Annotated in this window: 31 protein-coding genes, 1 tRNA gene and 1 pseudogene; 13 read left to right on the top strand and 20 right to left on the bottom strand. The window is 72.3% G+C overall.

The window, feature by feature from the left end:
• Window positions 1-10: 10 nt before the first annotated feature.
• Window positions 11-1,141 (top strand): lycopene cyclase family protein, encoded by a 1,131-nt coding sequence (locus ASF37_RS05520; protein WP_056579424.1) that lies wholly within the window; start codon window positions 11-13, stop codon window positions 1,139-1,141.
• Window positions 1,142-1,265: 124 nt separating this feature from the next.
• On the opposite strand, the gene crtI is transcribed toward ASF37_RS05520, so the two are convergent.
• From crtI to idi, 3 genes and pseudogenes are all read right to left on the bottom strand, one after another.
• A complete protein-coding gene (gene crtI, locus ASF37_RS05515; protein WP_056557063.1) occupies window positions 1,266-2,750 on the bottom strand; it encodes a phytoene desaturase family protein in 1,485 nt (494 codons plus the stop codon).
• Entirely contained in the window at window positions 2,747-3,901 is a 1,155-nt protein-coding gene (locus tag ASF37_RS05510) for a polyprenyl synthetase family protein (protein WP_369815231.1), read from the bottom strand. Before ASF37_RS05510 ends, crtI begins: the two co-directional genes overlap by 4 nt.
• Window positions 3,881-4,432, bottom strand: a pseudogene (gene idi / locus ASF37_RS17710) (isopentenyl-diphosphate Delta-isomerase); the annotation flags it as partial. The pseudogene idi and the gene ASF37_RS05510, both read right to left, overlap by 21 nt.
• Before the next feature lie 96 nt (window positions 4,433-4,528).
• On the opposite strand from idi, the gene ASF37_RS05505 reads away from it, so the two are divergent.
• Entirely contained in the window at window positions 4,529-5,161 is a 633-nt protein-coding gene (locus ASF37_RS05505; protein WP_055962107.1) for a histidine phosphatase family protein, read from the top strand.
• 15 nt (window positions 5,162-5,176) lie between these two features.
• On the opposite strand, the gene ASF37_RS05500 is transcribed toward ASF37_RS05505, so the two are convergent.
• Window positions 5,177-5,662, bottom strand: coding sequence for a cell division protein CrgA (locus tag ASF37_RS05500; RefSeq protein ID WP_082480632.1), 486 nt, complete (start codon window positions 5,660-5,662; stop codon window positions 5,177-5,179).
• A gap of 56 nt (window positions 5,663-5,718) precedes the next feature.
• Between ASF37_RS05500 and ASF37_RS05495 the strand changes: the two genes are divergently transcribed.
• A complete protein-coding gene (locus ASF37_RS05495; protein WP_082506415.1) occupies window positions 5,719-6,462 on the top strand; it encodes a DUF881 domain-containing protein in 744 nt (247 codons plus the stop codon).
• 7 nt (window positions 6,463-6,469) lie between these two features.
• On the opposite strand, the gene pknB is transcribed toward ASF37_RS05495, so the two are convergent.
• From pknB to ASF37_RS05465, 6 genes are read right to left on the bottom strand one after another with little or no spacing between them, the layout of a single operon-like run.
• Entirely contained in the window at window positions 6,470-8,242 is a 1,773-nt protein-coding gene (gene pknB / locus ASF37_RS05490; RefSeq protein ID WP_056579420.1) for a Stk1 family PASTA domain-containing Ser/Thr kinase, read from the bottom strand.
• A 27-nt stretch (window positions 8,243-8,269) separates the two neighbouring features.
• The gene (locus ASF37_RS05485; protein WP_055962097.1) at window positions 8,270-9,739 is read right to left on the bottom strand and encodes a penicillin-binding protein 2; all 1,470 of its coding nucleotides are present in this window, start codon (window positions 9,737-9,739) and stop codon (window positions 8,270-8,272) included.
• Window positions 9,736-11,115: an FtsW/RodA/SpoVE family cell cycle protein gene (locus ASF37_RS05480; protein ID WP_055962094.1), complete on the bottom strand. Its 1,380-nt coding sequence runs from the start codon at window positions 11,113-11,115 to the stop codon at window positions 9,736-9,738. Before ASF37_RS05480 ends, ASF37_RS05485 begins: the two co-directional genes overlap by 4 nt.
• 3 nt (window positions 11,116-11,118) lie before the next feature.
• Window positions 11,119-12,414: a PP2C family serine/threonine-protein phosphatase gene (locus ASF37_RS05475; protein WP_082506414.1), complete on the bottom strand. Its 1,296-nt coding sequence runs from the start codon at window positions 12,412-12,414 to the stop codon at window positions 11,119-11,121.
• A gap of 4 nt (window positions 12,415-12,418) precedes the next feature.
• Window positions 12,419-12,907: an FHA domain-containing protein gene (locus tag ASF37_RS05470; RefSeq protein ID WP_055962090.1), complete on the bottom strand. Its 489-nt coding sequence runs from the start codon at window positions 12,905-12,907 to the stop codon at window positions 12,419-12,421.
• A complete protein-coding gene (locus ASF37_RS05465; RefSeq protein WP_055962086.1) occupies window positions 12,907-13,629 on the bottom strand; it encodes a DUF3662 and FHA domain-containing protein in 723 nt (240 codons plus the stop codon). Before ASF37_RS05465 ends, ASF37_RS05470 begins: the two co-directional genes overlap by 1 nt.
• Window positions 13,630-13,921: 292 nt before the next feature.
• Between ASF37_RS05465 and ASF37_RS05460 the strand changes: the two genes are divergently transcribed.
• Window positions 13,922-14,004: transfer RNA gene (locus tag ASF37_RS05460), tRNA-Leu, on the top strand.
• A 242-nt stretch (window positions 14,005-14,246) separates the two neighbouring features.
• Window positions 14,247-14,417 (top strand): hypothetical protein, encoded by a 171-nt coding sequence (locus tag ASF37_RS05455; protein ID WP_156364908.1) that lies wholly within the window; start codon window positions 14,247-14,249, stop codon window positions 14,415-14,417.
• A 141-nt stretch (window positions 14,418-14,558) separates the two neighbouring features.
• On the opposite strand, the gene ASF37_RS17095 is transcribed toward ASF37_RS05455, so the two are convergent.
• The 5 genes from ASF37_RS17095 to ASF37_RS05435 all read right to left on the bottom strand — a co-directional run bounded on the left by ASF37_RS17095 (window position 14,559) and on the right by ASF37_RS05435 (window position 16,560).
• Window positions 14,559-14,720 (bottom strand): hypothetical protein, encoded by a 162-nt coding sequence (locus ASF37_RS17095; RefSeq protein WP_156364909.1) that lies wholly within the window; start codon window positions 14,718-14,720, stop codon window positions 14,559-14,561.
• A gap of 67 nt (window positions 14,721-14,787) precedes the next feature.
• Window positions 14,788-15,096: a hypothetical protein gene (locus ASF37_RS05450; protein WP_055966044.1), complete on the bottom strand. Its 309-nt coding sequence runs from the start codon at window positions 15,094-15,096 to the stop codon at window positions 14,788-14,790.
• A gap of 12 nt (window positions 15,097-15,108) precedes the next feature.
• The gene (locus ASF37_RS05445; protein WP_055961890.1) at window positions 15,109-15,501 is read right to left on the bottom strand and encodes a universal stress protein; all 393 of its coding nucleotides are present in this window, start codon (window positions 15,499-15,501) and stop codon (window positions 15,109-15,111) included.
• Window positions 15,498-16,154 carry a class I SAM-dependent methyltransferase gene (locus ASF37_RS05440; protein ID WP_056579418.1) on the bottom strand — a complete coding sequence of 219 codons (657 nt, stop codon included), beginning with the start codon at window positions 16,152-16,154 and terminating at the stop codon, window positions 15,498-15,500. Before ASF37_RS05440 ends, ASF37_RS05445 begins: the two co-directional genes overlap by 4 nt.
• Before the next feature lie 25 nt (window positions 16,155-16,179).
• On the bottom strand, window positions 16,180-16,560 hold the full coding sequence (locus tag ASF37_RS05435) for a DoxX family protein (protein ID WP_056557299.1): 381 nt from the start codon (window positions 16,558-16,560) through the stop codon (window positions 16,180-16,182).
• Between the two features lie 243 nt (window positions 16,561-16,803).
• Here ASF37_RS05435 and ASF37_RS05430 point away from each other — a divergent pair, with 243 nt between their 5' ends.
• Window positions 16,804-17,424: a LysE family translocator gene (locus ASF37_RS05430; protein ID WP_055966039.1), complete on the top strand. Its 621-nt coding sequence runs from the start codon at window positions 16,804-16,806 to the stop codon at window positions 17,422-17,424.
• A gap of 3 nt (window positions 17,425-17,427) precedes the next feature.
• Here ASF37_RS05430 and ASF37_RS05425 read toward each other — a convergent pair whose 3' ends face one another.
• Window positions 17,428-17,901, bottom strand: a complete 474-nt coding sequence (locus ASF37_RS05425) for an NUDIX domain-containing protein (protein WP_055961884.1) — start codon at window positions 17,899-17,901, stop codon at window positions 17,428-17,430.
• Between the two features lie 85 nt (window positions 17,902-17,986).
• Here ASF37_RS05425 and ASF37_RS05420 point away from each other — a divergent pair, with 85 nt between their 5' ends.
• From ASF37_RS05420 to ASF37_RS05415, 3 genes are all read left to right on the top strand, one after another.
• The gene (locus ASF37_RS05420; RefSeq protein ID WP_200914466.1) at window positions 17,987-18,907 is read left to right on the top strand and encodes an NADP-dependent oxidoreductase; all 921 of its coding nucleotides are present in this window, start codon (window positions 17,987-17,989) and stop codon (window positions 18,905-18,907) included.
• 121 nt (window positions 18,908-19,028) lie between these two features.
• A complete protein-coding gene (locus ASF37_RS17090; protein WP_156364910.1) occupies window positions 19,029-19,196 on the top strand; it encodes a hypothetical protein in 168 nt (55 codons plus the stop codon).
• Window positions 19,197-19,314: 118 nt separating this feature from the next.
• Window positions 19,315-19,626, top strand: coding sequence for a DUF4235 domain-containing protein (locus tag ASF37_RS05415; RefSeq protein ID WP_055966037.1), 312 nt, complete (start codon window positions 19,315-19,317; stop codon window positions 19,624-19,626).
• Between the two features lie 85 nt (window positions 19,627-19,711).
• On the opposite strand, the gene ASF37_RS05410 is transcribed toward ASF37_RS05415, so the two are convergent.
• Window positions 19,712-20,272, bottom strand: a complete 561-nt coding sequence (locus ASF37_RS05410) for a DJ-1/PfpI/YhbO family deglycase/protease (protein ID WP_055961876.1) — start codon at window positions 20,270-20,272, stop codon at window positions 19,712-19,714.
• A gap of 32 nt (window positions 20,273-20,304) precedes the next feature.
• Window positions 20,305-20,601, bottom strand: a complete 297-nt coding sequence (locus ASF37_RS05405) for a WhiB family transcriptional regulator (RefSeq protein WP_055961873.1) — start codon at window positions 20,599-20,601, stop codon at window positions 20,305-20,307.
• Window positions 20,602-20,886: 285 nt separating this feature from the next.
• Between ASF37_RS05405 and ASF37_RS05400 the strand changes: the two genes are divergently transcribed.
• The 3 genes from ASF37_RS05400 (at window position 20,887) to ASF37_RS05390 (ending at window position 23,457) form a co-directional block, all read left to right on the top strand.
• A complete protein-coding gene (locus tag ASF37_RS05400; RefSeq protein WP_200931183.1) occupies window positions 20,887-21,765 on the top strand; it encodes a MerR family transcriptional regulator in 879 nt (292 codons plus the stop codon).
• 37 nt (window positions 21,766-21,802) lie between these two features.
• Entirely contained in the window at window positions 21,803-22,606 is an 804-nt protein-coding gene (locus tag ASF37_RS05395; RefSeq protein WP_055961864.1) for a crotonase/enoyl-CoA hydratase family protein, read from the top strand.
• 89 nt (window positions 22,607-22,695) lie between these two features.
• Window positions 22,696-23,457, top strand: a complete 762-nt coding sequence (locus ASF37_RS05390; RefSeq protein WP_055961861.1) for a class I SAM-dependent methyltransferase — start codon at window positions 22,696-22,698, stop codon at window positions 23,455-23,457.
• Window positions 23,458-23,535: 78 nt separating this feature from the next.
• Here the strand turns inward: ASF37_RS05390 and ASF37_RS05385 are convergent, their stop codons facing one another.
• Together ASF37_RS05385 and ASF37_RS05380 are read right to left on the bottom strand one after the other, a co-directional pair.
• Window positions 23,536-24,666: a glycerophosphodiester phosphodiesterase gene (locus ASF37_RS05385; RefSeq protein WP_056557083.1), complete on the bottom strand. Its 1,131-nt coding sequence runs from the start codon at window positions 24,664-24,666 to the stop codon at window positions 23,536-23,538.
• 62 nt (window positions 24,667-24,728) lie between these two features.
• Window positions 24,729-25,256 carry a TetR/AcrR family transcriptional regulator gene (locus ASF37_RS05380; RefSeq protein ID WP_055961854.1) on the bottom strand — a complete coding sequence of 176 codons (528 nt, stop codon included), beginning with the start codon at window positions 25,254-25,256 and terminating at the stop codon, window positions 24,729-24,731.
• 146 nt (window positions 25,257-25,402) lie between these two features.
• Between ASF37_RS05380 and ASF37_RS05375 the strand changes: the two genes are divergently transcribed.
• Complete coding sequence (locus ASF37_RS05375; protein WP_055961851.1) at window positions 25,403-26,977, top strand: MFS transporter; 1,575 nt, start codon at window positions 25,403-25,405, stop codon at window positions 26,975-26,977.
• Window positions 26,978-26,991 lie beyond the last annotated feature (14 nt).

The following is a 26,991-nucleotide window of genomic DNA, read 5'->3' as shown; positions in this document are numbered from 1 at the left end:
GATGGGCCGCATGACAACCGGTCCCGCTGACGTCGCGGTCGTCGGGCTCGGTCCGGCCGGCCGCACGCTCGCGTCGCGCTGCGCGGCGCTCGGTCTGCGCGTGCTGGCCGTCGACCCGCGGTCCGACGCGGTCTGGACGCCCACGTACGGCGTGTGGGAGGACGAGCTGTCCGGGTTGCCGCCGACGGTCGTGCGGGCCCGGTCGGCGGCGCCACAGGTGCGGGCCACCGCCGTCCACCGGCTGCCGCGCACGTACGTGGTGCTCGACAACGCGGCGGTGCAGGCCGCGCTGCCGCTCGACGGGGTCGACGTGCGCCGCGACCGGCTCGACGACGCCGGGGTCGCGGCGCTGGCGGGGCAGGCCAGGGTCGTCGTCGACGCCCGCGGCGCGCGTCCCGACGGGCGGGTGGCCCACGACCCGGCGCCGGCGCAGACCGCGTTCGGCGTCGTCGTCCCCGCCGACGTCGCGGCTCCGGCGCTGCAGGGTGCGGAGTCGCTGCTGATGGACTGGCGCACCGACTGGGCGCCGGGCGGGGCGCCGCCCGCGGGTGCGATCCCCACGTTCCTGTACGCCTTCGACCTGGGCGACGGGACCGTGCTGCTGGAGGAGACCTGCCTGGCCGCCGCGCCCGGCATGGCCGTCGAGGAGCTGCAGGACCGGCTGCGGCGTCGGCTGGTGGCCCGCGGTGTGGACCCCTCCGTGGTCGACGCTCCGCTGGCCCGCGAGGTCGTGCGGATCCCGATGCGGGGCCGCGGTCGACCACCGGTGCCGGGCACGCTCGCGCTCGGCGTCGCCGGCCGCGGCGGGCACCTCGTCACCGGCTACTCGGTGGCGCACGCGCTGCTGCGAGGTCGCTCCCTCGCCGACGACCTGGCGGCCGGGCGCGTGCCGGACCAGGTCGACCCGGTGCGTCCGGTCGACGGGCTCCGCGAGGCAGGTCTGCGGGCCCTGCTGCGCCTCGACGTGGACGGCACCCTCGCCCTCTTCGACGGCTTCGGCCGCCTCCCGGCCCACCAGCAGCGTGCCTTCATGTCGCGCGACGCGCCACCGTCGGCCGTGGCCGGTGCCATGTGGACCATGTTCCGCCACATGCCGTGCTCGGGCCGGCGCGAGCTGGCCCGCGCCACCCTCGGCCGCTGACCGACCACCCCTCCTTCCGCCCGCCCGCCCTCACGTCCCTCCGTTTCGGACAGTTCCGGGGCACTCCAACCGCTCGAAGTGCCCCGGACGTGTCCGAAACGGAAGGACGCGTTGGCGGGCAGGGTCAGCGCAGGAGCTGGTTGACCCGCTCCGCGGCGAGGCGGCCCGACGGGAGCACCATCGGGACGCCGACGCCGGGGACCGTGCCGGAGCCGGCGAACACCAGGCCGGGGACCCGCTTGTCGACGTTGGCGGCGCGGAACGGGCCGGTCTGGGCGAACGTGTGGGCCAGCGCGAACGGGGTCCCTGCGGCCATGCCCTGCTCGTGCCAGTCCAGGGGCGTCACCAACTCGTCGACGACGACGTCGGTCGGGTAGCCGGCACCCTCGAGGAACTCCATGAGGCGCTCCTTCATCGGTTCGCGCTCGGCCTTCCAGTCGATGTGGCCGACGTCGAGGTTGGGCGTCGGCTCCAGCACGTAGAGCGTGCTGTCGCCCTCGGGCGCGGCCTCGTCGTCGTCGAGGGAGTGGATGGTGACGAGACGCGACGGGTCTCGCATCAGGGTGCCGCGCTTCATGAGGTCCTCGAACGCCCCCGCCCACTCGTGGCCGAAGTGGATGTTGTGGTGGGCCTTGCCCTGCGGCAGACCCTTGACGCCCACGTGCCACACGACGCACGACGGCGAGTAGTCCCCACCGAGGCGTCCGCCGATGCCACGGACGGCGCGGGGGAGCTTGAGCTCGGGCAGCAGCCACTCGTAGGCCGTCGGCAGGTCGATGGTGCACACGACGGCGTCGGCCGCGATGGTCCCCTCGCCCGTGGCCACGCCACGCACGCGGCCCCCGGAGTCGCGCACGAGAGCGGTGACGGTGGTGCCGTAGCGGAAGTCCGCACCGGCGTCGGAGGCGGCGTCGGCCAGGGCCTGCGGCACGGCGCGCATGCCGCCCTTCGGGAAGTAGACGCCCTCGATCGAGTCCATGTACGTGATGACGGCGTAGAGCGAGAGCGCGTCGTCCGGCGCGAGGCCCGCGTACATGGCCTGGAACGAGAACAACCGGTGCAGACGCTCGTCGGCGAAGCGTCGCCGGATCATCGGCCCGAGCCGGGTGAACCCACCCATCGCCAGCAGACGTGCGGCGGCCATGGGCCGGGAGAGCAGGTCGGTCGGACGGTCGAAGTTGCGGTCGATGAAGTGCGGCATCTCGGTCAGGTACAGCTTGCGGAGCCACACCACGAACTCGTCGAACGCTGCGGCGTCGACGCTGCCGCACTCGCGGTGGATCTCGGCGCGCATCGCCTCGTGTCCGTGCCGGACCTCCAGCGTGGAGCCGTCGGCGAAGAAGGCCCGGTACGCCGGGTCGAGCAGGCTCAGCTCGAGCCGCTCGGCCAGGCTCGAGCCGGCTGCGCGCAGCGGCCGGTCGATGAGGTCGGGCATCGTCAGCACCGTCGGGCCGGTGTCGAACGTGAAGCCCTCGCGGGTCAGTCGACCGGCGCGACCACCGGGCACGTCCTCGCGCTCGAGCACCGTGACGCGGTGCCCGTCGCCCACCAGGTGGCAGGCGGCGGCGAGGCCCGCCAGCCCCGCTCCGACGACGACGACGTGGCTCATGCAGACCTCCAGGAGATGGTGCGGGCGATGTCGCGCAGACCGACGACACCCTCCGCGGTGAACGGGGAGCCGAGCAGGACCTGCTCGGCTCGGTCGGTCTCGGCCCGGATGCGGTCCTCGACCTCCTGCCGCACGCCCGCGTCGGCGAGGGCCTGCTGCAGCAGCGCGACGTCGCCGTCGCGGGCGTCGGTGGTGCCGACGCGTGCCATGGCGGCGGCGGCCTCACCCGTCAGCCGGTCGGCGCCGAGCACCCAGATGAGCGTGGTCTTGCCCTCGCGCAGGTCGTCGCCCGACGGCTTGCCCGTGACGGCGGGGTCGCCCCACACGCCGAGCACGTCGTCACGCCAGGCGAACGCGCGCCCGAGGTGCGAGCCGAACCGTTCGAGCGCGTCACGCTGCGCCGCGGTGGCGCCGGCCGCGAGCGCGCCGAGCTGGAGCGGGCGGCCGATCGTGTAGGCGCCGGACTTGAGCGCGGCCACGGCCTCGGCGTGGGCCAGGTCGGTGCGGCGCCCTGCGGCCCCCGTGAGGTCGGCCCGCTGGCCGACGATCAGCTCGAGGTTGAGTTCGTACCAGTAGTCGCGCAGCGCCAGGGGCAGCGTGTGGACGAGCCGGTCGGCCTCGCTGTGCGCGAGGTCGCCCAGCAGGATCGCGATGTTCTGGCCGAAGCGGTCGGGGTCGCCGTGGCCGTCGACCTCGCGGTGACGGCGCGCCGCGACCACGTGGGCGGCCGCCGCACCCCGGCGCTCGACGGACTGGTCCATGACGTCGTCGTGCACGAGGGCGAACAGGTGCAGCGTCTCGAGGGCGGCCGCGGCGCGCACCACGTCGTCGTGGGCGGGCGTGCCCATCTCGCCACCCGCCGCCACGAAGCCCCAGTGGCACATCCGCGGGCGCAGCCGCTTCCCGCCGCCGAGCACGAGGGAGCGCAGCCAGGCGGGAAGGTCGCCGGGACCTCCCGCGAGCGGGCCCGCGCCGCCCGGAGGGACCAGCGCGTCCCACACCGACTCCACCCACGTCAGCTCGGCGGAGAGCAGATCGGCGACGGCCGTGACCGTGCCGGCCTCCGTGCCCGTCGTCGAGCCGACCGCGGGTGCGCTGCCACGCAGGGGGAGGCGGGAGCGGCGGGCGTCGAGCTGCGGCACCTGCAGCACCGACCACGGGCTGTAGACGCCTGGGGTGGCGTTCGCGGCGGCCACGAGGTCGGACCAGGGCACCCAGAGGTGCTCGCCCACCTCCGCCGGGTCGGGTGCGAGGCTGCCGCGGACCCGGCCCACGAGGACGGGGCAGATCTCGTTCTCGACCACGCCGCTGGCGTCGACGGCGCGGTACCGGAAGTCCGGCAGCACGATCCGCAGGTCGTCCACCTCGACCCCCAGCTCCTCGCGCAGACGTCGGCGCACGGCGTCCTCCAGGGCCTCGCCCGGTCGGGGGTGCCCGCAGCACGAGTTGGTCCAGACCCCCGGCCAGGTGAGCTTGCCCAGGGCACGACGGGTCAGCAGCACCCGGCCCTGGTCGTCGAACAGGTGCAGCGAGAAGGCCTGGTGCAGCGGGGTCTCGGTGCCGTGGACCGAGAGCCGGGGTGCCGCGCCGGTCGGCGTGCCGTCGTCGTCGAGCAGGACCACCAGGTCCTGACCCGACTCGACGTGTGCAGTCTCCAGGGCGGTCACCGGCGTGTCGTCCAGACGTTCATGATCCCTCCATCTTCGACGCACCGGGCCCACTTCGCAGCGCAAGTCACCCGGGCGGCTCCCGGCCCGCCGACCCGCTAGCCTTCCGAGGTGGGCGCCCTCCATCTGATCCGGCACGGCCAGGCCTCCTTCGGCAGCGACGACTACGACCAGCTGTCCGAGCGCGGCACCCGACAGGGCTCCTGGCTCGGCATGGCGTGGGAGGCGTCGGGCTTCCGCCCCGACTGGTCGGTGGCGGGGTCCATGAAGCGGCACGCCCAGACCGCGGTGGCCGCGCTCGACGCGATCGACGGCGACCTGTACGACGTCGACGCCGGCTGGAACGAGTACGACCACCTGGCGCTCGCCGGCATGGACGTCACCCCGACGACGGACCTGCGCGCCTTCCAGCAACAGCTCGACGCCGCCCTGGGTGCGTGGGTGAGCGGGGCGCCGTCGTCGGTGGAGACGTTCGCCGAGTTCTCCGAGCGCGTGCTGCGTGCCCTCGACGCCGCCGTGGCCGAGGCCGGGACGGGACGACGGGTGGCGGTGTTCACGTCCGGAGGACCGATCGCGCTCGTCGCCTCGCACCTGCTGGCCGGCGACGCGTCACTGTTCATCACGCTCAACCGGGTGATCGTGAACGCGTCGGTCACGACCCTGATCGTGGGGCGTGGAGGCACCCGGCTGCTCACCTACAACGAGCACGGGCACGTGCCCGCGGACCAGGTGACCTTCCGGTAGCGATCCCGGGGGAGGTCACTCCCACTTCATCGCGAACCCGAAGGCCGCGACGATGAACCCCATGCCGATGACGATGTTCCAGTCGCCGAGGTCGGAGTAGACCGGGATCTGGATGTCGGTGCCGGAGATGACGTAGAAGACCACGATCCAGAGCAGGCCGACCAGGGCCGAGGCGATCATCAGCGGCGCGGCGTACCGGTTGCCGGTGGGCGCGCCCGGCTCGGGCTCCGGGCGGGTGCGGGCGGCCACGGACGACGCGGCGAAGGCGAGGACGGCGGCGACGGCGAAGTTCCAGCCGCCCAGGCGGAAGAGGCCGGGGATCGCGCCGACGTTGGGGAAGGAGCGGTCCGAGACCGTGAAGAAGGCGCCGACCGCCCACGCGATCGCCACCACGAGCAGCAGCAGGGCGAGCGGGTGCAGCCAGCCACCTCGGGGGGTGCGGACCTTGCTCGGGTTGCTGTTCTTGGCCACGGGGATCTCTTTCGGCTGCCTACGGGACATTCTGGGCTAGCGTAGTCGCCGACGTGGTCGTCGTCGGACTGGGGAGAGGGACACGCATGTCAGGGTCGCGTGCGCGGTCGCAGGTCCGGTCCCGCCGGGGCTGGTCGGTGGCGGTGCTGCTGGTGTGCTCGGTGGCCGGCCTGACCGCAGCTGCCGCCCACGCGACGTCGGACGGCGAGGACCTGCGCCCGGCCGGTGGCGACATCGCCTCGCTCGTCTCCGACCGCACGCTCCGGGTGGAGCAGCGCCAGCAGCAGGCCGACGACCTGCAGCGCGAGATCGACGACGTCCTCGACGCCGCCGACCGCAGCAGCGGCATCGACGCGGTGACCCGACAGCTGCGGTCGCTGCGCGACGTCGCAGGACTCAGCACGGCCCGCGGGCCGGGCCTCAGGGTCACGCTCGACGACGCACCGCGCACCGCGGCCACCTCGGGGGTCGACCCCAACTACCTCGTGGTCCACCAGCAGGACCTGCAGGCGTTCGTGAACGCGCTGTGGGCCGGTGGGGCCGAGGCGGTGAGCCTGCAGGGTCAGCGGCTGGTGTCCACCACGGCGATCGTGTGCGTCGGCAGCACGGTCATCATCGACGGCCGGCCCTACTCCCCGCCCTACGTCGTCGAGGCGATCGGCGACCGTCCGGGCATGACGTACTCGCTCGGCACGTCGCCCGAGGTCGTCAACTACGAGCGCTACGTGACCAAGTACCGACTGGGCATGAAGGTCGAGTCGAGCGACGACCTCGTGATCGGTCCCTACACCGGCACGACCGCGCTGCAGCACGCGCGCCCGCTGGCCTGACCCCGGGCTACTGGCCCAGCCCGTCGGCCACGCCGTCGGCCCCGGCATCGGCGTCGGCCTCGCCGTTCGCGTCGGCGTCACCGTTGCCCGGCCCGCCGTCGTCGCCGGGGTTGCTCGACACGGTGATCTCGATCGACGACCCCGGCGGCACGGTCTGCCCGGCCGGTGTGGACTGGCCGGTCACCTCGTCCTCGGGGGCGCTCGACGACGGGTCCTCGGTGACCGAGACCTCGAGGTCGAGGTCCTCGAGCGCCTTCTGTGCCTCGTCGCGCGACATCCCGATGACGTTGGGCACGGTGACCTCGCCCTCGGACACGATCACGGTGACGGTGGCCCCGACGTCGACGCTCTGGCCGGCCGGGGGGTTGGTGTTGATGACGGTGTCCTTGGACTCGTCGGAGGCCCGTTCCTCCTTCTTGACCTTCAGGCCCTCGCCCTCCAGGGCGTCCTTGGCCTCGTCGTAGTTCAGCCCGACGACGTTGGGCACCTGGACCTGCTCGGGTCCGGACGACACGATCAGCTCGATCTCCGAGCCGTCGGGGGCCATGGAGTCGCCCTCGGGGGTCTGGGAGACGACGTCGCCGCTCTCGACGTCGGCGTCGGGACGTTCCTCGGTCGTGACGGTGAACCCCTCGCCCTCGAGGGTGCGCTGGGCGGCCACGGCGTCCTGGCCGACTACGTCGGGCACGCGCACCTGGGCCGGGTCCTCGGTGTCGTTGCCGGCGAGCAGGAAGTACGCGAGGCCGGCGATGATCAGCGCGGCGAGGATGCCGAGCGCCCACCACAGGGCCTTGTTCTTCTTCTCCTCCTCCTCGTCGTCGGCCACGGCGGGCTGGGTGCCCGTGGCGGCTGCGGCGGCGACGGCAGGGGCCACGGCGGTGGCCGCCGGGATGGCCGAGGTGGCCTGCGTGGGAGCGTCGACGTGCTGGCCGGCGATGGCGCGCTCGAGGTCCTTGCGCATGTCGGCGGCCGACTGGTAGCGGTCGTCGGTGCGCTTGGCGAGGGCCTTGGCGACGATGTGGTCGACCGGCTGCGACACGTCGGGGTTCAGCTGCGACGGAGGACGGGCCTCCTCGCGGACGTGCTGGTACGCCACCGACACGGGGCTGTCGCCGACGAACGGCGGGCGCCCGGTGAGGAGCTCGTAGAGCAGGCAGCCGGTGGAGTAGATGTCGGAGCGGGCGTCGACGGTCTCGCCGCGCGCCTGCTCGGGGGAGAGGTACTGCGCGGTGCCGATGACGGCCGCGGTCTGCGTCATGGCGCTGGAGGAGTCGGCGATCGCGCGGGCGATGCCGAAGTCCATGACCTTGACCTGGCCCGACGGCGTCAGCATGACGTTGGCCGGCTTGATGTCACGGTGGATGATGCCGGACCGGTGCGAGTAGTCGAGCGCGCTGAGCACGTCGGCGGTGATCGACAGCGCCCGCTCGGGCAGGATCTTGCGGTCGTCGCGCAGGATCTCGCGCAGCGTCTGGCCCTCCACGTACTCCATGACGATGTACGGGATGTGGTTGCCGTGCTTGTCGGTGGAGTCGCCGGTGTCGTAGACGGCGACGACGGCCGGGTGGTTCAGGGCGGCCGCGGACTGGGCCTCGCGCCGGAAGCGGGCCTGGAAGGTGTCGTCGGAGGACAGGTCGGCCCGCAGCTGCTTGATCGCCACGGTGCGGCCGAGACGCAGGTCGCGGGCCACGCGGACGTCGGCCATGCCGCCGCGCCCCAGCAGTCCGCCGAGCTCGTAGCGCTCGCCGAGCAGGATGGGCTCGTCGGGGGTACCGGTCATGGTGTCACTCTCCCTGAGGGGTCGAAGTCACTCACCGAGCACCGCCTCGATGACGGAGCGTGCGATGGGGCCGGCGAGACGTCCGCCGGCGATCTCGTTGCGGGCGGTGTCCGAGGACTCCACGACCACGGCGACGGCGACCTTGGGGTCGTCGGCCGGGGCGAGGGCCACGAACCAGGCGTAGGGGGGACGGTCCGCGGTGGACTGCGCCGTCCCGGTCTTGGCGCCGACGTCGACGCCGGGGATCTGGGCCGAGGTGGCCGTCCCGGACTCGACCGTCGCGACCATCATGTCGCGCAGCTTGGCGGCGTTGTCGGAGGTCATGGCCTCGCTGAGCTCCTCGGGCTCGAGGGACTCGATGACCCGGAGGCTGGGCGAGCGCACGGTCTTGACCACCTGCGGCTTCATGACGACACCGTCGTTGGCGATGCCGGCGCCGACCATGGCCATCTGCAGCGGAGTGGCCGCGACCTCGAACTGGCCGATGCCGCTCTGGGCGAGCTGCGGGGCCTCGAGGTCGGTGCCCTCGACCGTGAAGCGGCTGGCGTTGTTGCGCAGGCCCTCGATCGGGTCGGTGCCGAAGCCGAACTTGCGTGCCTGCTCCTCGAGCTTGTCCTGGCCGATCTTGCCGGCGAGGTCGCCGAAGGAGACGTTGCAGGAGACCTGGAGGGCGCGCTCGAAGGTGATCTCGTCTCCGCCGCAGTTGCCACCGTTCTCGTTGGGCAGCGTGTAGTCGATGCCGGGGAACGACAGGCGCGCGCCGCCCTTGACGTCGTCGTCGGGCTCCAGGCCCAGCTCGTCGAGCGCGGCCGCGGCGGTGACCAGCTTGAACGTGGAGCCGGGGGGCAGGATCTGCTCGGTGGCCCGGTTGGTGAGCGGGTCGTCGTCGTCGCCCTGCAGCTTCTCCATGGCGTCGGCGACCTCGCCGAAGTCGTGGCTGGCCAGGGCGTTGGGGTCGTAGGACGGCTGGCTGACCATGGCGAGCACCTCGCCCGTCTTCGGGTCGAGCGCGGCGACGGCGCCCTTCGTGTCCTTGCCGAGGGCCTCGAGCCCGCTGGCGGCCACCTTCTGCGCCTGGGGGTCGATGGTCAGCTCGACGCTGCCGCCCTGGGGCTTCTTGTTGGCGAACAGGTCGATCACGCGGCTGACGAACAGCCGGTTGTCGTTGCCCGAGAGCACGCGGTTCTGCGACCGCTCGAGGTTCTCGCTGCCGTACAGGTAGGAGAAGTAGCCGGTGAGCGGTGCGTACAGCTCGGCCTGCGGGTAGGTGCGCTGGTACTTGTACTGGTCGTCGCTCGGCTCGCTCTCGGCGATCGCCTCGTCGCCGACGAGGATGGCGCCGCGGTCGCGCGAGAAGTCGGCGTCGATGACGCGCTTGTTGCCCTGGCGGTCGTTGAGGTCCGTGGCCTGCACGAACTGGACCACGTTGACGTTGATGAGCAGCGCCGCGAACAGCACGAGGCACGCGACGGCGAGGTTGCGGATGGGCTTGTTCATGACAGCTTCACCACCTGGGTCTCCTCGTCGTGGTCGAACTGCGACACCTCGGGCGCGGGGCGCCGCGTCTGGTCACTGATGCGCAGGAGCAGCGCGATGATGGCCCAGTTCATGACCACCGACGATCCGCCTTGGGCCATGAACGGCGTCGTGAGGCCGGTGAGCGGGATGAGCCGCGTGACGCCGCCGATGACGACGAAGATCTGCAGGGCCATCGAGACGGCGAGGCCGGCCGCGAGGAGCTTGCCGAACGCGTCGCGGCAGGTGAGGGCGATGCGCATGCCGCGCTCGACCACGAGCCCGTAGATCACCAGGATCGCCATGAGCCCGGTGAGGCCGAGCTCCTCACCCATGGCCGCCGCGATGAAGTCCGAGAACGAGAACGGCGTGAGCTGGGGACTTCCCTGGCCCCAGCCCGTGCCGAGGATGCCGCCGTAGGCCATGCCGAACAGGCCGTTGATGATCTGGCCGTTGCGGTCGGGGTCGGCGAACGGGTCGAGCCAGGCGTCGAAGCGCACCCGGACGTGACCGAACGCCAGGTAGCCGAAGTAGGCGCCGACCACGAACAGCCCGCCGCCGACCACGAGCCAGCCGGGGCGCTCGGTGGCGATGTAGAGCATGACCACGAAGAGGCCGAAGAAGAGCAGCGAGGAGCCGAGGTCGCGCTGGAAGACGAGGATGCCGATGCTGATGAGCCAGCCGACGCCGATGGGCCCGAGGTCGCGGCCGCGGGGCAGGTCGATGCCGGCGAAGCGGCGTCCCGCGAGGGCGAGCGCGTCGCGCTTCACGACCAGGTAACCGGCGAAGAAGATGGCCAGGCAGATCTTGGCGGCCTCGCCGGGCTGGAAGCTGAAGGGCCCGAGGTTGATCCAGATGCGGGCGCCGCGGATGTTCTGCCCGATCACCGGCAGCAGGGGCAGGACGAGCAGCGCCAGGGCGAGGAAGCCGAAGGTGTACGTGTAGGCCTGCAGACGTCGGTGGTCGCGCACCACGAGCAGCACCACGGCGAACGCGACGATCCCGAGGGCCGACCAGATGAGCTGGGAGTTCGCGAGCGGCGCGTAGTTGCCGCCGAGGCACAGGTCCTCGCACCCGAGGTCGATGCGGTAGATCATCGCCAGGCCGAGACCGTTGAGGCAGATGACCAGCGGCAGGAGCACGGGGTCGGCGTAGGGCGCGACCTTGCGGACGAACAGGTGGGTCGCGATGGCGGCGACCACGAGGCAGCCGGCCAGCTTGACGGCGCCCGCCGGGATGCGTCCCTCCGAGCCGAGGCCGACCGCGCAGTAGGCGGCCACGCCGATGCAGATGGCGAGCAGCGTGAGCGTCAGCTCGGCCCCGCGGCGCTTGCGCGGGACGAGGGTGGGGGTGGTCATGACCTAGGCCCCCTGCTCGTCGTCGGCCGAGGCGCTCGCGCTGGGCGTGGGGGACGGCGACGGAGTGGGCTCGGGCACGACGGCGAGGTCGCGCAGGTTCTCGACGATCTGCTCGGCGTTGGCCCGGCTGTCGGCCTCGAGCCCGCCCTCGACCTGCTCGGCGCGGAACGCCGGCAGGGTGTCGAGCTCGATGTCGGTGACCTCGTCGACGCGCTGCAGCGTGACGAGCGGGATGTCGGCCTGCACACCGCGGTAGATCGTGACCTTGCCGTCGGACGCCGCCACGTAGTACTGGTCCTGCGTCCACTGGTAGGCGTAGAAGAGTCCCGCGGCGATCGCCCCGACGACCACGGCGAGCGCCACGAGCCGACGCACCCAGCGCCACTTGCTGGGCGGGACCGGCGCGTAGCGCAGCTCCTCGGGGTCGGGCTCACGCTCGCGCTTGGCCTCGCCGCGGGTGCGGGACTTGCCGGTGCCGCCGGAGGCCTGGCCGGTCCGCGGTCGCGGTCCGCCGGACGCCGCGCCGACCAGCTGCGGCTGGCCGTCGGACGACGACAGGTTCTCGTCGGGCTCCCCGTCGTCCTCCACGAGCTCGCCGATGACGACCGTGACGTTGTCGTACCCACCGTTCTCGAGGGCCGTGCGGACCAGCTCGGAGGCGGCGGCGTCGATGGTCTCCGAGGACAGGAGGCGCTCGATCGTGGCGTCGTCGACCATGTCGGACAGGCCGTCGCTGCACAGCAGGAAGCGGTCGCCCAGCTGGCCCTCGAACCAGTCGAAGTCGGCCTCGTTGTCGTCGCGGCCGAGCATGACGCGCAGCAGGAGCGAGCGGTGCGGGTGCACACGCGCCTCCTCGGGCGTCAGCTTGCCCTCCTCCACGAGGCTCTGCACGAAGGTGTGGTCGGTGCTGATCTGGGTGAGCTCGCCGTCGCGCAGCAGGTAGGCGCGGGAGTCGCCGATGTGGGCGGTGGCGAAGCGTTCGCCGTCCCACAGCATGGCCTCGAGCGTGGTGCCCATGCCCTCGACCGAGGGGTCGTCCTGCACCAGCTCGCCGAGTCGGTGGTTGGCGTGGGCGACGGCCTTCTCGAGGGCCTCGAGCGGGTCGATGTCGGGCAGCTCGCGGTCGAGCTGGCGGATGACGTTCATGGCCTCCGCGGAGGCGAGGTCGCCGGCCGCTGCGCCACCCATGCCGTCGGCGACGGCGATGAGCCGGCCGCTCGCGTAGCCGGAGTCCTGGTTCATCGAGCGGCGCAGGCCGACGTCGGTCAGCGCGACGTAGCGCAAGGTCAGGGAGGTCATCGCCCTACTTCCGCAGCTCGACGATCGTCTTGCCCAGGCGGACCTGCAGTCCGAGGCCGACGGGCGTGGGTGAGGTGATGCGCTGGCTGCCCAGGTAGGTGCCGTTGGTGGAGCCGAGGTCCTCGACGAACCACTGCTCGCCGTTGGTGGCGAAGCGTGCGTGGCGCGTGGACACGTAGTCGTCGTCGAGGCGGATGGCGGCGTCGGTGCCGCGGCCGAGCAGCACCGGGCCCTCGCCGAGGGGGACGCTCTGGCCGGAGTTGGGACCCGACACGACCTGCAGCTTGGTGGGCGCGCCGCGCGGGGTGCGCTGCTTCTTGCCGCCCTTGGTCGGCTTGGGCGCCGCCGCGGCCTTGGGCTGGCGCTTGGCCTTGGCCGCGGGGGCCTTCGCGCCGAAGATGTCGGAGCGGATGACGGAGACGGCCGACAGGACGAACAGCCACAGGACGGCAAGGAAGCCGATCTTGATGAGGGTGAGGGTCAGGTCCGACATCAGGCCTCGCTCGTCGTGATGCGGATGGTGAGGGTGGTGTTGCCGAGGCGGATCTCGGACCCGTCGCGGACCGACGCGGTCTGCACGCGCTGCCCGTTGAGGATGACACCGTTGGTGGACTGCAGGTCGGTGACCGTGACGCTCGTGTTGCCGCCGGACTCGTGGACCTTGATGTCGGCGTGCCGGCGCGAGATGCCCGGGTCGTCGATGCGCAGGTCGGCCTCGCTGCCGCGCCCGACGACCACGCCGGGCGGGGTGAGGGGGTGCTTGAGGCCGTTGACCTCGAGCACCACCTGCGAGCTGCGGACGGCGGTCTCGGTCATCCGCTGGCCCTCGACGGGGCGGACCGACGCGTTGGTGCGGCTGCGGACGCGGAACCGGCCGGTGCCGAGCTCGGTCGCCATCACCAGCTGGATGCTGAGCGGGCCTGCCAACGTGTACCGCTGCTCGGTCACGTGCTCCTGGACGAGCGTGGCCAGCTCGGTGGTGAGCGTGTCGCCGAAGGGCGAGAGCCGCTCGTGGTCGACGGCGGACAGCTCGACCGTGAAGTCGTTGGGGACCAGCATCCGCTGGCGCGACAGCACGTGGGCGGAGTTGTCGACCTCGCGCTGGATGGCGGCGGCGATCTCGACGGGCTGCACGGCGCTGCGGAACGCGCGGGCGAACGCACCGGTGACGGCGCCTTCGAGTCGCTGCTCGAAGCGGCTCAGCACTCCTGCCATCAGGTGTCGCTCCTGCCGGTCGGTTCGCGGGTGTCGTCGGTGGTCCCGACGATCGTATCGGCAGGGCCGCAGCACGCGAACTCGCACGCGAACGCATTCCACCCCGTCATCGGCGGATTCGCAGCATCAGGCCCTTCGGACCGCCCCCATCGGTGGATGTTCGACCCCGGCGGCGCCTCTGCAGTCGAGGATCCACCGATGACGGCGACGGTGGGCGGGTGCTCCGCGCCCCGCGGGCGATCGGCCCGCACGCCTCCTGTTAGACTCGGCGATCGGTTCCTCCGGGAACCATGCGCGAGTGGCGGAACGGCAGACGCGCTGGCTTCAGGTGCCAGTGTCCGCAAGGGCGTGGGGGTTCAAATCCCCCCTCGCGCACACGACAGGACCGGGCCCCGACAGCACTGCTGTCGGGGCTCGTTCGTTGCTGGGGCCCGGTGCTGGCGTGTGCATCGATGGTGCGGGGATTTGAGGAGGAGGTCGCTCAGCGACCGACGGAGTCCCCCCTCGCGCACACCGAACGACCGAGCCCCGGCAGCACTGCTGCCGGGGCTCGTTCGTCGCTGGGACCCGAGTAGACCGGACTCGTGCGCGGTGAGGGCTGAACTACCGTGGCGGGCATGGGAGTCTTCTCGCGGACCAGCGCCTTCTTCGGCGTCGATCGGGTGGCAGTTCTCGCGGGCTTCCGCCTGACGACGCGCGGGGTCAGGATGCCCACCTGCCTCACCTGCGGTGCGGTCGTCGCCTACGAGTCGCAGGCCGAGCACTCCGAGTGGCACCAGCGTTCCTGAGGTCGTCGGCGAGCTGACGTGGCGAGCGGGCCGGGGGGCCGTCCACGGGCGCTCGGCACCGGACGTCACCGAGCCTTTCGGCGACGTGCTGGACGGCTGAGGCTCTCCGCGAGGGCGGTTGCCCGGGTGGGCGGTGATCGACTACTTCCGCCGGCGGCTGTTGTTGTAGCTCGGGACGGACAGTGACAGCAGGCCCGCGGCGAGGAGAAGCAGGGCGATGGTCGTGGTCCCGCTCACGAGGCTCACGATGCCGGCGACCACGAAGAGGAGTCCGGCCACGTACCAGAGGGTGGGGCTGTTCATGGCGTCACGCTAGGACCGGGTGCCGGGGGGGCGCCACACGACGACGTCGCTGCGGCGGGCGCACTCGTCAGTCGTCGAGTGCGTCGAGCTGCTCCAGCGCTTCGCGGGCCCGGGCGCGGCGGGCGTCGGGGTGGTCCTCCCACCAGCGCGGGCCGCGCTCGCCGAGGCCGTGCTTCGCGAGCCCGACGCGACGACGCGCGGCGGCCACGGCCTCGTCGTCACCGTCCTTCTTCGCCACGCGGACTCCGGAACGGCCGCGGCCGAGGTGCGACGTGAGCGCCTCGACCACGTCGTCGGGCAGGCAGGGGTCGGTACGGCGCCACCGCCGGCCCTTGACCACGAAGAAGTGGTCGTCCTCCACCGGTCCGTCACCCACGGCCACGTCGTCTCAGTGCGGGACCTTGACCGCCACGACCGGGGCGTCGGCCTCGAGCAGGATGCGCTGGGACGTGCTGCCGAGCACCAGCTTGCCCACGGGGGAGCGGCGACGCTGACCGATGACCACGAGCGAGACGTCGTCGGCCTTCGCGTGGTCGAGGATCGAGTCGGCGGCCCCGCCGGCGCCGCGGAAGTGCACGACCTCACCGGTCACGCCGTCCTCGGCCAGGCGCGACTCGAGCGCGTCGATCTGCTGCTCCTCGGAGATCGCCTCGTCGGTGTCGGCGCCGGGCGTGGCCACCACGACCACCCGCGAGCCGTCCCTCTTGGCCTGGGCCAGGGCCCACGCCAGCGCGGCCTCGCCCTCGGGGGTCGGGACATATCCCGCCACGATCGTGCTCATGTCATCTCCTCGTCGTCGACGTCCCCCACCGTAGTCGCCGTGGCCACGGCGGTCGTGACGAAAGCCCACGGGCGTCCCATCGGCGGGACCGGGAGGTAGCCCTGGTCGAGCCGGTTCGTCGCGAACCCGGCGCGCTCGAGTATCTCGACGGGGTCGCGCGTCAGGTGGCAGCCCCCGAACGACCGCTGCTGCACGCCGTCGAGCCGACGCTGCCAGCGCACGACGCCCGCGTCGGGAGCGAGCCCGTGCTCGGCCAGGTGCAGGGCGCCGTCCGGGCGCAGCACACGACGAGCCTCGGCCAGGACGGCGGCCGGGTCCTCGACGGTGCAGAGCGTGAACGCGACCAGGACTGCGTCGACCGACCCGGTCCCGACGTCGACCCCGGATCCGTCGATCCCCACACGCCGGACCGCCGCCGAGCAGTCGCCGCGCCGCCCGGCGGACAGCTCCCACGCCACGTCGGAGGGCTCGACGGCCAGCAGCTCGTCCACCGCCGGGGGCAGGAAGCGACAGCTGGTGCCCGAACCGAAGCCGATCTCGAGCACACGGCCGCGCAACCCGCGGGCGACCCGCACGCGGACGTCGTCGAGCTGCGCGTCACCGCAGGCGCGGTCGACGATCCGTGGCACCACGTGCCGGTCCCACCAGCCCATGGGCCACCGTAGGCCGCCGCGGGAGTCAGGCGGGGCGGGGGCGCGCGAGCAGGGCGTCGACGCTCCAGCGTCCGGGCCCGACGAGCGCCAGCAGGAAGGCCGCGGCCGCCAGCACGATCACGAACTCGGCGCCACCGTCGGCGACGAGAAACGCGTCGCGGTGGGCGAACCAGGCCGCGCCCAGCATGGCCACGCCGAGCAGCGGTGCCACGACCGTGGTCAGTGCGCCGGCGACGAGCAGGACGCCGCCCGCCACCTCCAGCGTGGCCAGGAGCACGGCGGTGACGTCGGCCAGCGGCACGCCCATCTGAGCGAACCCGTCCTGCGTGCCACCGATCCCGGCCGACCACTTCTGCCAGCCGTGCACGACGAAGACGACGCCGACGACCACCCGCCCGAGGAGCAGGCCGGCGTCGCGGGCGACGGCGGGCCGGTGGTGGTCGAGCGTGCGAGCGAGGCCGGACGTGCCCGGGTCGATGTGGACTGCGTGGACATGGGACCCCCGAGGTCGTGTGGACGGTACGAGAGGTGGGACGAACGGCCCGCCCCGACCGTTCCGGGGACCGGTGTGAGCCGGGTCGCGTCGACGCAGGCCTCAGCCCCCTCGGTAGCGGTCACGACCACGGTCGCGGGGCCCTACGCTCGTCCCGTGGCCACGTACCTCTCCTTCCTGGCGTTCGCGGCGCTGCTCGCCGTCGCGCCGGGACCCGACACGTTCCTGACCCTGCGCGCCAGCGTCGTGGGCGGACGTCGGCGCGGGATGTACACGGCCGCCGGCATCACGGCCGCCGGTGCGGTCCAGGGACTCCTCGCCGCGATGGGACTGGGTGCGGTGCTCGCTGCCTCCGAGCCGGTTTTCCTCACGATCCGGTGGGCCGGGGTCGTCTACCTCACGTGGCTCGGGGTCACGGCCCTGCGCTCGGCCCTGCGCCGCGACGGGAGCGCCTGGGCCGTCGGCTCGGGCCGCGCCCAGGTGCGGCGTCGCACCGCCGTGCGCCAGGGCTTCGTCTGCAACATCACGAACCCCAAGGTGCTCGCCTTCAACCTCGCGGTGCTGCCGCAGTTCGTGGGCCGCGACCAGGGCGTGGCCGTGCTCGCTGCCTATGCGCTGACCCTCGTGGCGGTGGGCGCCGTGGTGCTGCTCGTGGTCGTGCACGGGGCGTCCGCCGCCGCGTCACGGATCGCCCGTCCGGGGTTCCGACGCGGCATCGACGGCGGCACGGGCGTGGTCATGCTCGGCTTCGCGACCGCCCTGGCCGCCGAGTCCTGAGGCTCAGGCCCCCGACCAGCCGAAGGTCGTCGGACCGTCCTCGAGGGCGGCGGCCACGCGACCGCGCATGTCGGCGGTCATGTCCGGCAGGTCGTCGAGGGCGAACCAGCGCGCGTCGGTGTTCTCGCCGTCGGCGGGGTGCGGCTCGCCCGAGACCCACCGCAGGCCGAAGGTGATGTCCGTGTACTGGGTCCGGTCGCCGTTGGCGTAGACGACGACGTCGGTGACCCCCACGCGCGCGACCCGCACCGGCTCCGCCTCGACGCCGGCCTCCTCGAGGGTCTCCCGCACCGCGGCGTCGGCAGGCTCCTCGCCGGGGTCGATGATGCCGGTGACCGGTGTCCACGTGCCGTCGTCGGCCCGGCGGACGAGCAGGACCTCGTCGCCGCGCGTGGTCACCGCCGTGACGCCGGGGAGCCACAGCGGGTCGGTCCCGATCTTCTCGCGAAGGGCGAGGATGAAGTCCGGGGTGCTCATGGGACGAGGGTAGGCGGCACGACTCCCTCCGGGGCGCGGATGGAATGGTCCGCCGCCGTGGTCCGTTGACCATGACATGCGTGCCATGACCTATGCCCAGTACGGAGACGACGACGTCCTCGAGCTCACCGACCAGCCGACCCCCAAGGTCGGACCGGGTGAGCTGCTCGTGGAGGTGCGAGCGGCCTCCGTGAACCCCGTCGACTGGAAGCTCATGAGTGGTGGCCTCGACGCCCTCATGGACGTCCGGTTCCCCGTGGTCCCGGGCTGGGACGTCGCCGGTGTCGTGGCCCAGGTGGGCATCGACACGCCCGAGTTCTCCGTGGGCGACGAGGTCGTGGCCTACAACCGCAAGGACTACGTCCACGGCGGGACCTTCGCCGAGTACACGACGGTCCCGGTGCGTGCCGCCGCCCGCAAGCCGGTCGACGTGTCGTGGGAGGAGGCCGCGTCGCTCCCGCTCGCCGGGCTCACCGCCTTCCAGGCGCTCGAGCGGCTCGAGGTCGGCCCGGAGGACACGGTCCTCGTGCACGGTGCCGGCGGAGGCGTCGGCTCGTTCGCGGTGCAGCTGGCCGCGCGGGCCTTCCGCGCCCGGGTGATCGGATCGGCGTCCAGCAGCCAGCACGACCGCATCCGCGAGCTCGGTGGGGAACCGGTCGAGTACGGCGACGGCCTGGTCGAGGCCGTGCGCGGGCTCGCCCCCGACGGCGTCTCCGTGGTGCTCGACCTCGTCGGCGGCGTCGTGGACCAGACCACGGCGCTGCTCGAGGAGGACGGCCGTCACGCCTCCATCGCCGACGACGCCGTGCTCGGTGCCGGCGGCGCCTGGTTGTGGGTGCGCCCCGACGCCGACGACCTGGGTCGGCTCGTCGGGCTGGTCGACGACGGCACGCTGCGCATCGAGGTGGAGGACACCTACCCCCTCGAGGAGCTTCCCGCGGCCTTCGCCCGCAGCCAGGAGGGTCACGTGCACGGCAAGCTCGCCGTGCGCGTCAGCACCGACTGACCCCTTCGGCTCCTTCCCGTGCGCCGGGTGGGCCCGCAGGCCCACGTCGGTTGAGCCGCTCGACCCTCGCATCGTCCTGTCCGGACGCGACACAGTGGATGCGACGACGAGAGGAGACACCGTGGAGCGCATCGCCGCACCTGCCCACCGCAGGTCCGAGATCGAGCGACGCCGACGCCAGGTGCGCCGCGTCGTCGCCACGGCCGCGCTCGAGGCCGCCCTCACCCATCCGGCGACGGCGGGACACCGTCGCCGGCCGACCGTGCTCTCCGGACACGGTCGTTCCTGAGGCCGCGTCGTCGCCCTCCTCCAGGGGGCGGCGACGCGTCCGGTCCGCGACGCCCGTCCGCATCGGGGGGACGGGCGTCGTGATGCGGATCGAAGCGTCCGTGGCTACCGTCGGGACCATGCCGTCCAGTGCCCCGCAGAAGAAGCCCAGCACCTCCGCCAAGGTCCTCTACCGGCCCGTCGGGCTCGTGAGCTCCATCCTCGGCGGCCTGTTCGCCAGCATGATCTTCAAGCAGGTCTGGAAGCGGGTGAGCCCCTCGACGGACGCCAGCGGCGACGTCCCCGGTCCGCTGCAGAGCGAGTACCCGTTCAAGGAGATCATGCTCGCCGCCGTGCTCCAGGGCGCGATCTACGCCGCCGTCAAGGCCGTCATCGACCGCCAGGGCGCGCGCACCTTCGAGAAGGTCACCGGGGAGTGGCCCGGCTCCTGAGGTCCGACCGACCCGCACGACGAGGCGCCACCCGCTCCATGGAGCAGGTGGCGCCTCGGTGCTGTCCGGGTGGGCGTCGGGGGCGTCAGCCCGCGAAGACCTCGACGAGCTTCGCGTCGAACGCGGGCAGGTCGTCGGGGTTGCGCGAGGTGACGAGGTCCCAGCCGTTCGCCGGGCAGTGCACGACCTCCGCGTCCTTCCACGTGCCGCCCGCGTTGCGGACGTCGGTGGTCAGCGACGGGAACGACGTGAGCGTCTTGCCCGGCAGCACGCCGGCCTCGACGAGGATCCAGGGCGCGTGGCAGATCGCCGCGATCGGCTTGCCCGCGTCGACGAACGCCTTCACGAGCGCGACGGAGTCGGCGTCGGCACGCACCTTGTCGGCGTTCACGGTGCCACCGGGCAGCACGAGCGCGTCGTAGTCGGCCGCCGAGGCGTCGGCCACGGCCACGGTGGCCTCGAAGGTGGCGTCCTTGTCGACGTCACCGACCATGGACTGCACCGTCGAGGCCTCGGGTGCCACGTGGACCGGAGTCCCGCCGGCGTCGAGGACGGCCTGCCACGGCTGCTCGAGCTCGGGCTTCTCCACCCCGATCTGGGCGGTGAGGAAGGCGACGGTCTTGCCGTTCAAGGACGTGTCGGACATGTCTGTCCTCCTGTTCGTTGGGGGGCGACGTCTCAGGCGACGTCGGTGGTGCGGGGGCGACGCTCGAGGATCTCGCGGCGCTCGGCCTCGCTCAGTCCGCCCCAGACGCCGTACGGCTCCTGGACGGTGAGCGCGTGCTCGCGGCACTGCTCGATGACCGGGCAGCGGGCGCAGAGCGCCTTCGCCGCCTCCTCGCGTCGGGCCTTCGGTGTGCCGCGCTCGGCCTCGGGAGAGAAGAACCCCTCCGGGTCGACGTCGCGACAGAGGCCGTCGTACTGCCACTCGTAGGTCTCCTGCAGTGGCATGGGGAGTCGTTTGATGCTGACCATGATCGTGCCCCTTCTCGGCGGACGTCGGAAGCTCCGACCTGTCTCACCTCGATGGGCCCGAAGCGGTGTGCTCCACCTCGAACGCAACTTCTTCACAACCTATCCAGGTGGCTCCCCGAATGGCAACCCTGCGCAAGAGGCCTACAGTGGCAGCAAGGCCCGACGCGGCCGGGAGGTGACGTGGTGAAGGACTCGCCGGGACGTCCCGACGAACCGCGCCCGACGGCCGGGGAGTGGGTCGACGTCGCTCACGCCGGAGGCGATCTCACGTGGGGCGTCGGCGCCGTGTCCTCGCGACTTGGCGTCGCTGCCTCCACGCTCCGCACGTGGGAGCGCCGCTACGGGATCGGTCCCAGCCATCGCACCCACGGTGGTCACCGTCGCTACACCGAGCGCGACATCAGTCGGGTCGAGCTGGTTCGACGCATGGTGGCCCGAGGGGTCTCCGCCCAGGACGCCGCCCGCGTGGCGCGCCACCTCGACCGCGACGACCTGTCGTCGGCCCTGCGGGGCGAGTCGCCCAGCCAGACCGACCTGGCGACCGACGACCTGCTCGACTCGTTGCTGGCCGCCGCCACGGCGGCGGACGAGCAGAGACTCCACGACCTGCTGCTCGCCATGCTGGCCGGCACGCCGGTGCTGGAGGTCTGGCGTGACGTGCTGTCGCCGACCCTCTGCCGACTGACCCACGAGGTCTCCCGCGGCGCGGTCACGCCCGAGTCCCAGACCCTCGCCCGGAAGGCCGTGCTCGAGCACCTGCACGACGTCCGCGGCACCCAGGACGCTCGTCGTCGCAACGGGGTCAAGGCGCAGGTGCTGCTCGCGACGTTCGTCGACGAGGCGAAGGCGCTGCCGTTCGTCGCCTGGGGGGCGGCGCTGGCCCAGGCCGACATCGGCCTGCGGATCGTCGGCCCCGACGTCGACCTGCGCGAGGTGCTCGACCTCGCCACGCACCTGTCGCCCTCCGTCGTGGTCACGTGGGGCGCCCCCGCGGAGTCCGCGTCGCTCGTCCGTCGTCACCTCGACGCCGGCCAGTCCGGCTCGTTCATCCGGGCGTCCGGCGCCTGGCCCGACGAGATGAGCATCCGGTTCGGCCTGGAGGCCCCCGAGATCCCCACCGACGTCCACGGTGCGGTCCGGCAGGTCCTCGACCGCGTCCGCTGACGGTCGGCCCGGCACTACCGGCGGGTAACCTGAGGTCATGACCAGTGCCGCCGTCACCACCCGCATCGAGGGCCACCTCGCCTACGTGAGCCTCAACCGGCCCGAGAAGCTCAACGGGGTCGACTTCGAGGTGCTCGACGGGCTGCTCGAGGCCGCGGCCGAGCTGCGCCGCAACCGCGAGGTCCGCGCGGTCGTGCTCCAGGGTGAGGGCAGCTCCTTCTGCGCCGGACTCGACTTCGCGACGGTCAGCCCGCAGAGGAAGAAGGTCGCCGCGTTCTTCCTCACGCCTCCGTGGCGGGCGACGAACGGGTTCCAGCAGGCGCTCTGGGCGTGGCGGGAGCTCCCCGTGCCGGTCATCGCCGTGACGCGCGGCCACGTGTTCGGGGCGGGGATCCAGCTGGCCCTCGCAGCCGACTTCCGGTTCACGACGCCCGACGCGCAGTGGTCCGTGCTGGAGGCCAAGTGGGGCCTGGTGCCCGACATGAGCGGGACGGTCCCCCTCGTCGAGCTGGTGGGCGCCGACGTCGCCAAGCGGCTCGCCATGACGGGCGAGGTCGTGAGCGGGTCGGAGGCGGTGGAGATCGGCCTGGCGTCCGGCGTGGCCGACGACCCGCTGAAGCCGGCGCTCGAGCTGGTCGACGCGATCGTCGCCCGCTCGCCCGACTCGGTCGCCGCGACCAAGAAGCTGCTCAACGGTGTGCGGCTCGGCGGTCTGCGGTCGGCGTTCCGGCGTGAGCGGGTCTACCAGCTGCGGATGTTCCGCTCGCCCAACACGGCCATCGCTCGCCGTGCCGGGATGAAGCGTGAGACCCCCGAGTTCGGCCCCCGCACGTTCGACTGAACCCGACCGAGCACAGCAACCCAGCGGTTCGGGTCCTGCACCCGTCGGCGCCGGTCGGGCCGCTGGCTGCCGTTGTTAGGCTGACGCGCGTGACGGACGAGAAGCGCAAGAAGGTCGCCGACCAGTACGACCGCGGCTACGACTACACGACGTACTGGGACAACCGCGACTACGAGCACGCTGCCGAGGAGGCCGCGATCCGACGCCTGCTCGACGGCCGGCACTTCGGTCGCGCGGCCGACGTGGGCGGCGGCTTCGGCCGTCTCTGCCTGCTGCTGCGCGAGTACGCCGACCACGTGACGCTGGCCGAGCCGAGCCGCACCCAGCTGGAGGCCGCCGAGCGCGTCCTCGCCGGCACCGACATCGCCCAGGTGCAGATGCAGGCCGACGACCTGCAGTTCGACGACGCCTCGCTCGACCTGCTGACGATGGTGCGGGTCATGCACCACATCCCCGAGCCGTCGACGGAGTTCGGCGAGATCGCGCGCGTGCTCAAGCCCGGCGCGACCGCGCTGATCGAGGTCGCGAACTACGGCCACTTCCTGAACCGTCGCCGGTTCAAGAAGCAGGGCACGCCGCTGCCGAAGGAGCCGGTGAGCATCCGCACCGCCACGGCCGAGGAGCCCGACGCGATCGCCTTCGTCAACCACAACGTCGACACCGTGGTCGCCCAGCTGTCCGACGTCGGCCTCGGTCTCGAGCGCAAGCTGTCGGTCTCGAACCTGCGCAGCGAGAAGCTCAAGAAGGCTCTCCCCACGCGGCTGCTCGTGTCGGTCGAGAAGGCGCTGCAGGAGCGGCTCGCCGCCAACGACTTCGGCCCCAGCATCTTCCTGGAGCTGCGCCGCCGCTGAGCGGCACCACCCGACGCGAACGACGACGGGCCGGTCCTTCCTCGGAAGGGCCGGCCCGTCGTGCGTCTCGATGAGGTGTCAGCGGCGCTTGACCCAGGCGGCGCGAGCCGCGACCGCGGTGTCGGGGTAGTCGGCGAAGACCCCGTCCACGTCGGCCTCGAAGTAGCGGCGCAGCTCGGTGGCCACGTCTCCGCGGGCGTTGGGGTCGGACCCGGTGCGCAGGTCCGTCGGCAGGAACCGGTTCTCGTCGCGGATCGTGTAGACGGCCACCTTGAGGCCGGCGCGGTGCGCGTCGTCCACGAGCGACGTCGGCTCGGTGTGGGCGCCGGAGGCGTCGCGGGGGATGACCTGGCTCTTCTCCGGGCCGATCCACCGGGCGTAGCGGGCCACGTCGCGCAGGCCCTCGGGCGTCAGGAGGTCCGCGTAGGTGGTGCTCCTGCCCTGCGCGACCAGGTCGTACGGAGCGCCGGACCCCGACGTGAGCTGCACCAGGGGGACCCTCGTCCAGCGAGCCAGCTCGCGGAGGTTCGACGTCTCGAACGACTGGATGACGACCGGCGCGTTGCGGCGGTCCCACCCGGCCTGGCGCAACGACCGCACGAGGGGCTTGGACAGGTCGAGGCCGATGGACCGGAAGTACGTGGGGTGCTTGGTCTCCGGCGCCACCGAGATGGTGCGGCGTCCGCGGCTCTCGCGCCGGGCCAGCTCGATCACCTCGTCGAACGTGGGGACCTCGTAGCGACCGTCGTAGACGGTGTTGCCGGGACGGACCTGGGGCAGGCGCTCGATGGCGCGCAGCGTCTTCAGCTCGGCCAGGGTGAAGTCCTCGGTGAACCAGCCGGTCACGTCCACGCCGTCGATGACCTTCGTGGTGCGCCGGTCCGCGAACTCCGGGTGGGAGGCGACGTCGGTGGTGCCGCTGATCTCGTTCTCGTGGCGGGCGACGAGCACGCCGTCCTTCGTGCTGACGAGGTCGGGCTCGATGACGTCGGCGCCCTGACGGATGGCCAGCTCGTAGGCGGCGAGGGTGTGCTCGGGCCGGTAGCCGGAGGCACCGCGGTGCGCGAACACCGTGATGCTGCGGGTGGGCTTCTTCGGTCCCTGCGTGGTGGTCGGCTTGTCGACGACCGGAGCGGAGGGTGCGGCGACGGCCACGCTCGGCGTGGCGATGATGCCGGCTGCGGCGATGCCGATGGCGAGGAGCTTCATGACTCCAGGGCAACCGCTGCGGGTGAACGCCGGGCGACGTGCGTCCGCCGGGCGCGTGACGGTCAGAGGGCGTCGAGGCGGCGCAGCACGTCGCGCACGTGCCCGAGGGCGTTCTTCTCGGCCAGACCCGTCGTGTCGTCGAAGTACAGCCCGTCGCCGATCAGCTGGATGGTGCGGGCCAGCGACTCGTCGCCGAGGTGCTCGCGCAGGACGACGAACCAGCCCTCGCGCAGGTCGGCCAGCGCGTCGGAGGCGCGTGCGTCGTTCTCCTGGGCGATGCGTCCGGCTGCGATGAGGGCGCGGTCGAAGTCGCTGCCGGAGTCGACCGAGGTCTCGAGGTAGTAGTCGACCGGACCCTTCGGAGCACGGCTCATGGCGTCGGCGTCGCGGGCTCCCTGCTCGCGCAGGCGGGTCAGCATGCCGTCGACCAGCTCGTCCTTGCTGTGGAAGTGGTAGAGCAGGCCGCCCTTCGACACCTCGGCGAGCGCGGCGACGGCGTCGAGCGTGGCTGCGCGGCTGCCCTGCGTGACCAGGAGCGTCTCGAAGGCGTCGAGCACGCGGTCACGGGTGGAGCGTTCGGCCGACGGCATGGCGCGAGCCTACCTGCGGCGGTGCGACGAGGATCACCGCCGCGCAGCACCGGAGAGGGTGGTGACTGTACCGGCTGGACGGTATAGTGGTGCTCGGCCCGGACGACCGTCCGGGCCGTTCGCCGTCCGCCGGAAGGAGGCCCGCCATGACCACCATCGATCCCCGCTCGAGCTCGACTGCCCCGTCATCTGCACCACTGCCCGAGGTGCCCCCCGTCCGTGCGGGCCTGCGCGAGTGGTGTGCCCTCGCCGTCCTGATGATCCCGGTGCTGCTCGTCTCGGTCGACAACACCGTCCTCAGCTTCGCGCTGCCCTCCATCAGCACCGAGCTGCGCCCGACCGGCAACCAGCTGCTGTGGATCGTCGACGTCTACGCACTGATGCTCGCCGGTCTGCTCATCGCGATGGGCAGCATCGGCGACCGCGTGGGCCGGCGCCGTCTGCTGGTCATCGGCGCGGTGGGCTTCGGCGCGGCCTCGCTGGTCGCGGCGTACGCGAGCAGCGCCGAGACGCTGCTCGTCGCCCGTGCGCTGCTGGGCTTCTTCGGCGCCACGCTCATGCCCTCGACGCTGTCGCTGATCCGCAACGTCTTCCACCACGCCCAGGACCGGCGTCTGGCCATCGCAGCCTGGGCCGCCATGTTCTCCGGTGGCGCCGCCCTGGGCCCGGTGCTCGGCGGGTACCTGCTCGAGCACTTCTGGTGGGGCTCGGTCTTCCTCATCAACGTGCCGCTCATCGTGCTGCTCGTCCCGCTGGCCCTGTGGCTCGTGCCCGAGTCCAAGGACCCGAGCCCCGGCCCGCTCGACCCGACCTCGATCGTGCTGGCGGTCGTGGCGATGCTGCCCGTCGTCTACGGGATCAAGCACCTCGCCAAGGCCGGCATCGACGACGTGACGCTCGGCTCGTTCGCCCTGGGCATCGCTGCCGGCGCGCTGTTCGTGCGTCGCCAGCAGCGCAGCGCCTCGCCCATGCTCGACCTGTCGCTCTTCCGCAACCGGGTCTTCAGCGGTGCGCTCGCGGCCAACCTGCTCAGCCTGATGGGTCTGACCGGGTTCCTGTTCTTCGCCGCGCAGCTGCTGCAGCTGGTGCTGGGCATGTCGCCCATGGACTCGGCCATGGTGCTCCTCCCGGGTCTCGTCGTGACGATGGCCGCCGGCTTCCTGGCCGTGCGTCTCGTGCGCCGCTTCCCCGTGCGGGTCCTCGTGAGCCTCAGCTTCGTGGCGTCCTCGGCCGGCTACGCCGTGGCGGCCTTCACCGGCCACCCGACCGTCGCGACCGTGCTCGTCGCCTTCGTGGTGATGGGGGTGGGCATCGGCCTGGCCGAGACGCTCACCAACGACCTCGTGCTCGCGGCGGTGCCCCCGCACAAGGCGGGGTCGGCGTCGGCGATCTCCGAGACCGCCTACGAGATCGGCGCCGTGCTGGGCACCGCCGTGCTGGGCAGCATCCTCACGGCCACCTACCGCGCCGAGCTGACCGTGCCGGCCATGCTGCAGCACGGCGAGCGCGACCACGCCTTCGAGACGCTCGGCAGCACGCTCACCATGGCCGAGCGCTACCCCAACGAGATGGGGGCGGCGCTCGCCGAATCGGCACGGGCTGCCTTCGACCTCGGGGTCCAGCGCACGTCGGGGCTCGCGATCGGCATCGCCCTGCTCGCGGCGCTGGTCTCGTGGCGCACGCTCAAGCACGCGCCGGCGGTCGAGGGCGTCCAGCACTGATCCGTGCCAGCATG

The sequence above is a fragment of the Aeromicrobium sp. Leaf289 genome, assembly GCF_001423335.1.
Taxonomy (GTDB): domain Bacteria; phylum Actinomycetota; class Actinomycetes; order Propionibacteriales; family Nocardioidaceae; genus Aeromicrobium.
The sequence above is the reverse complement of the archived record's forward strand: the minus strand, read 5'-3'. Positions and strand labels throughout refer to the sequence as shown.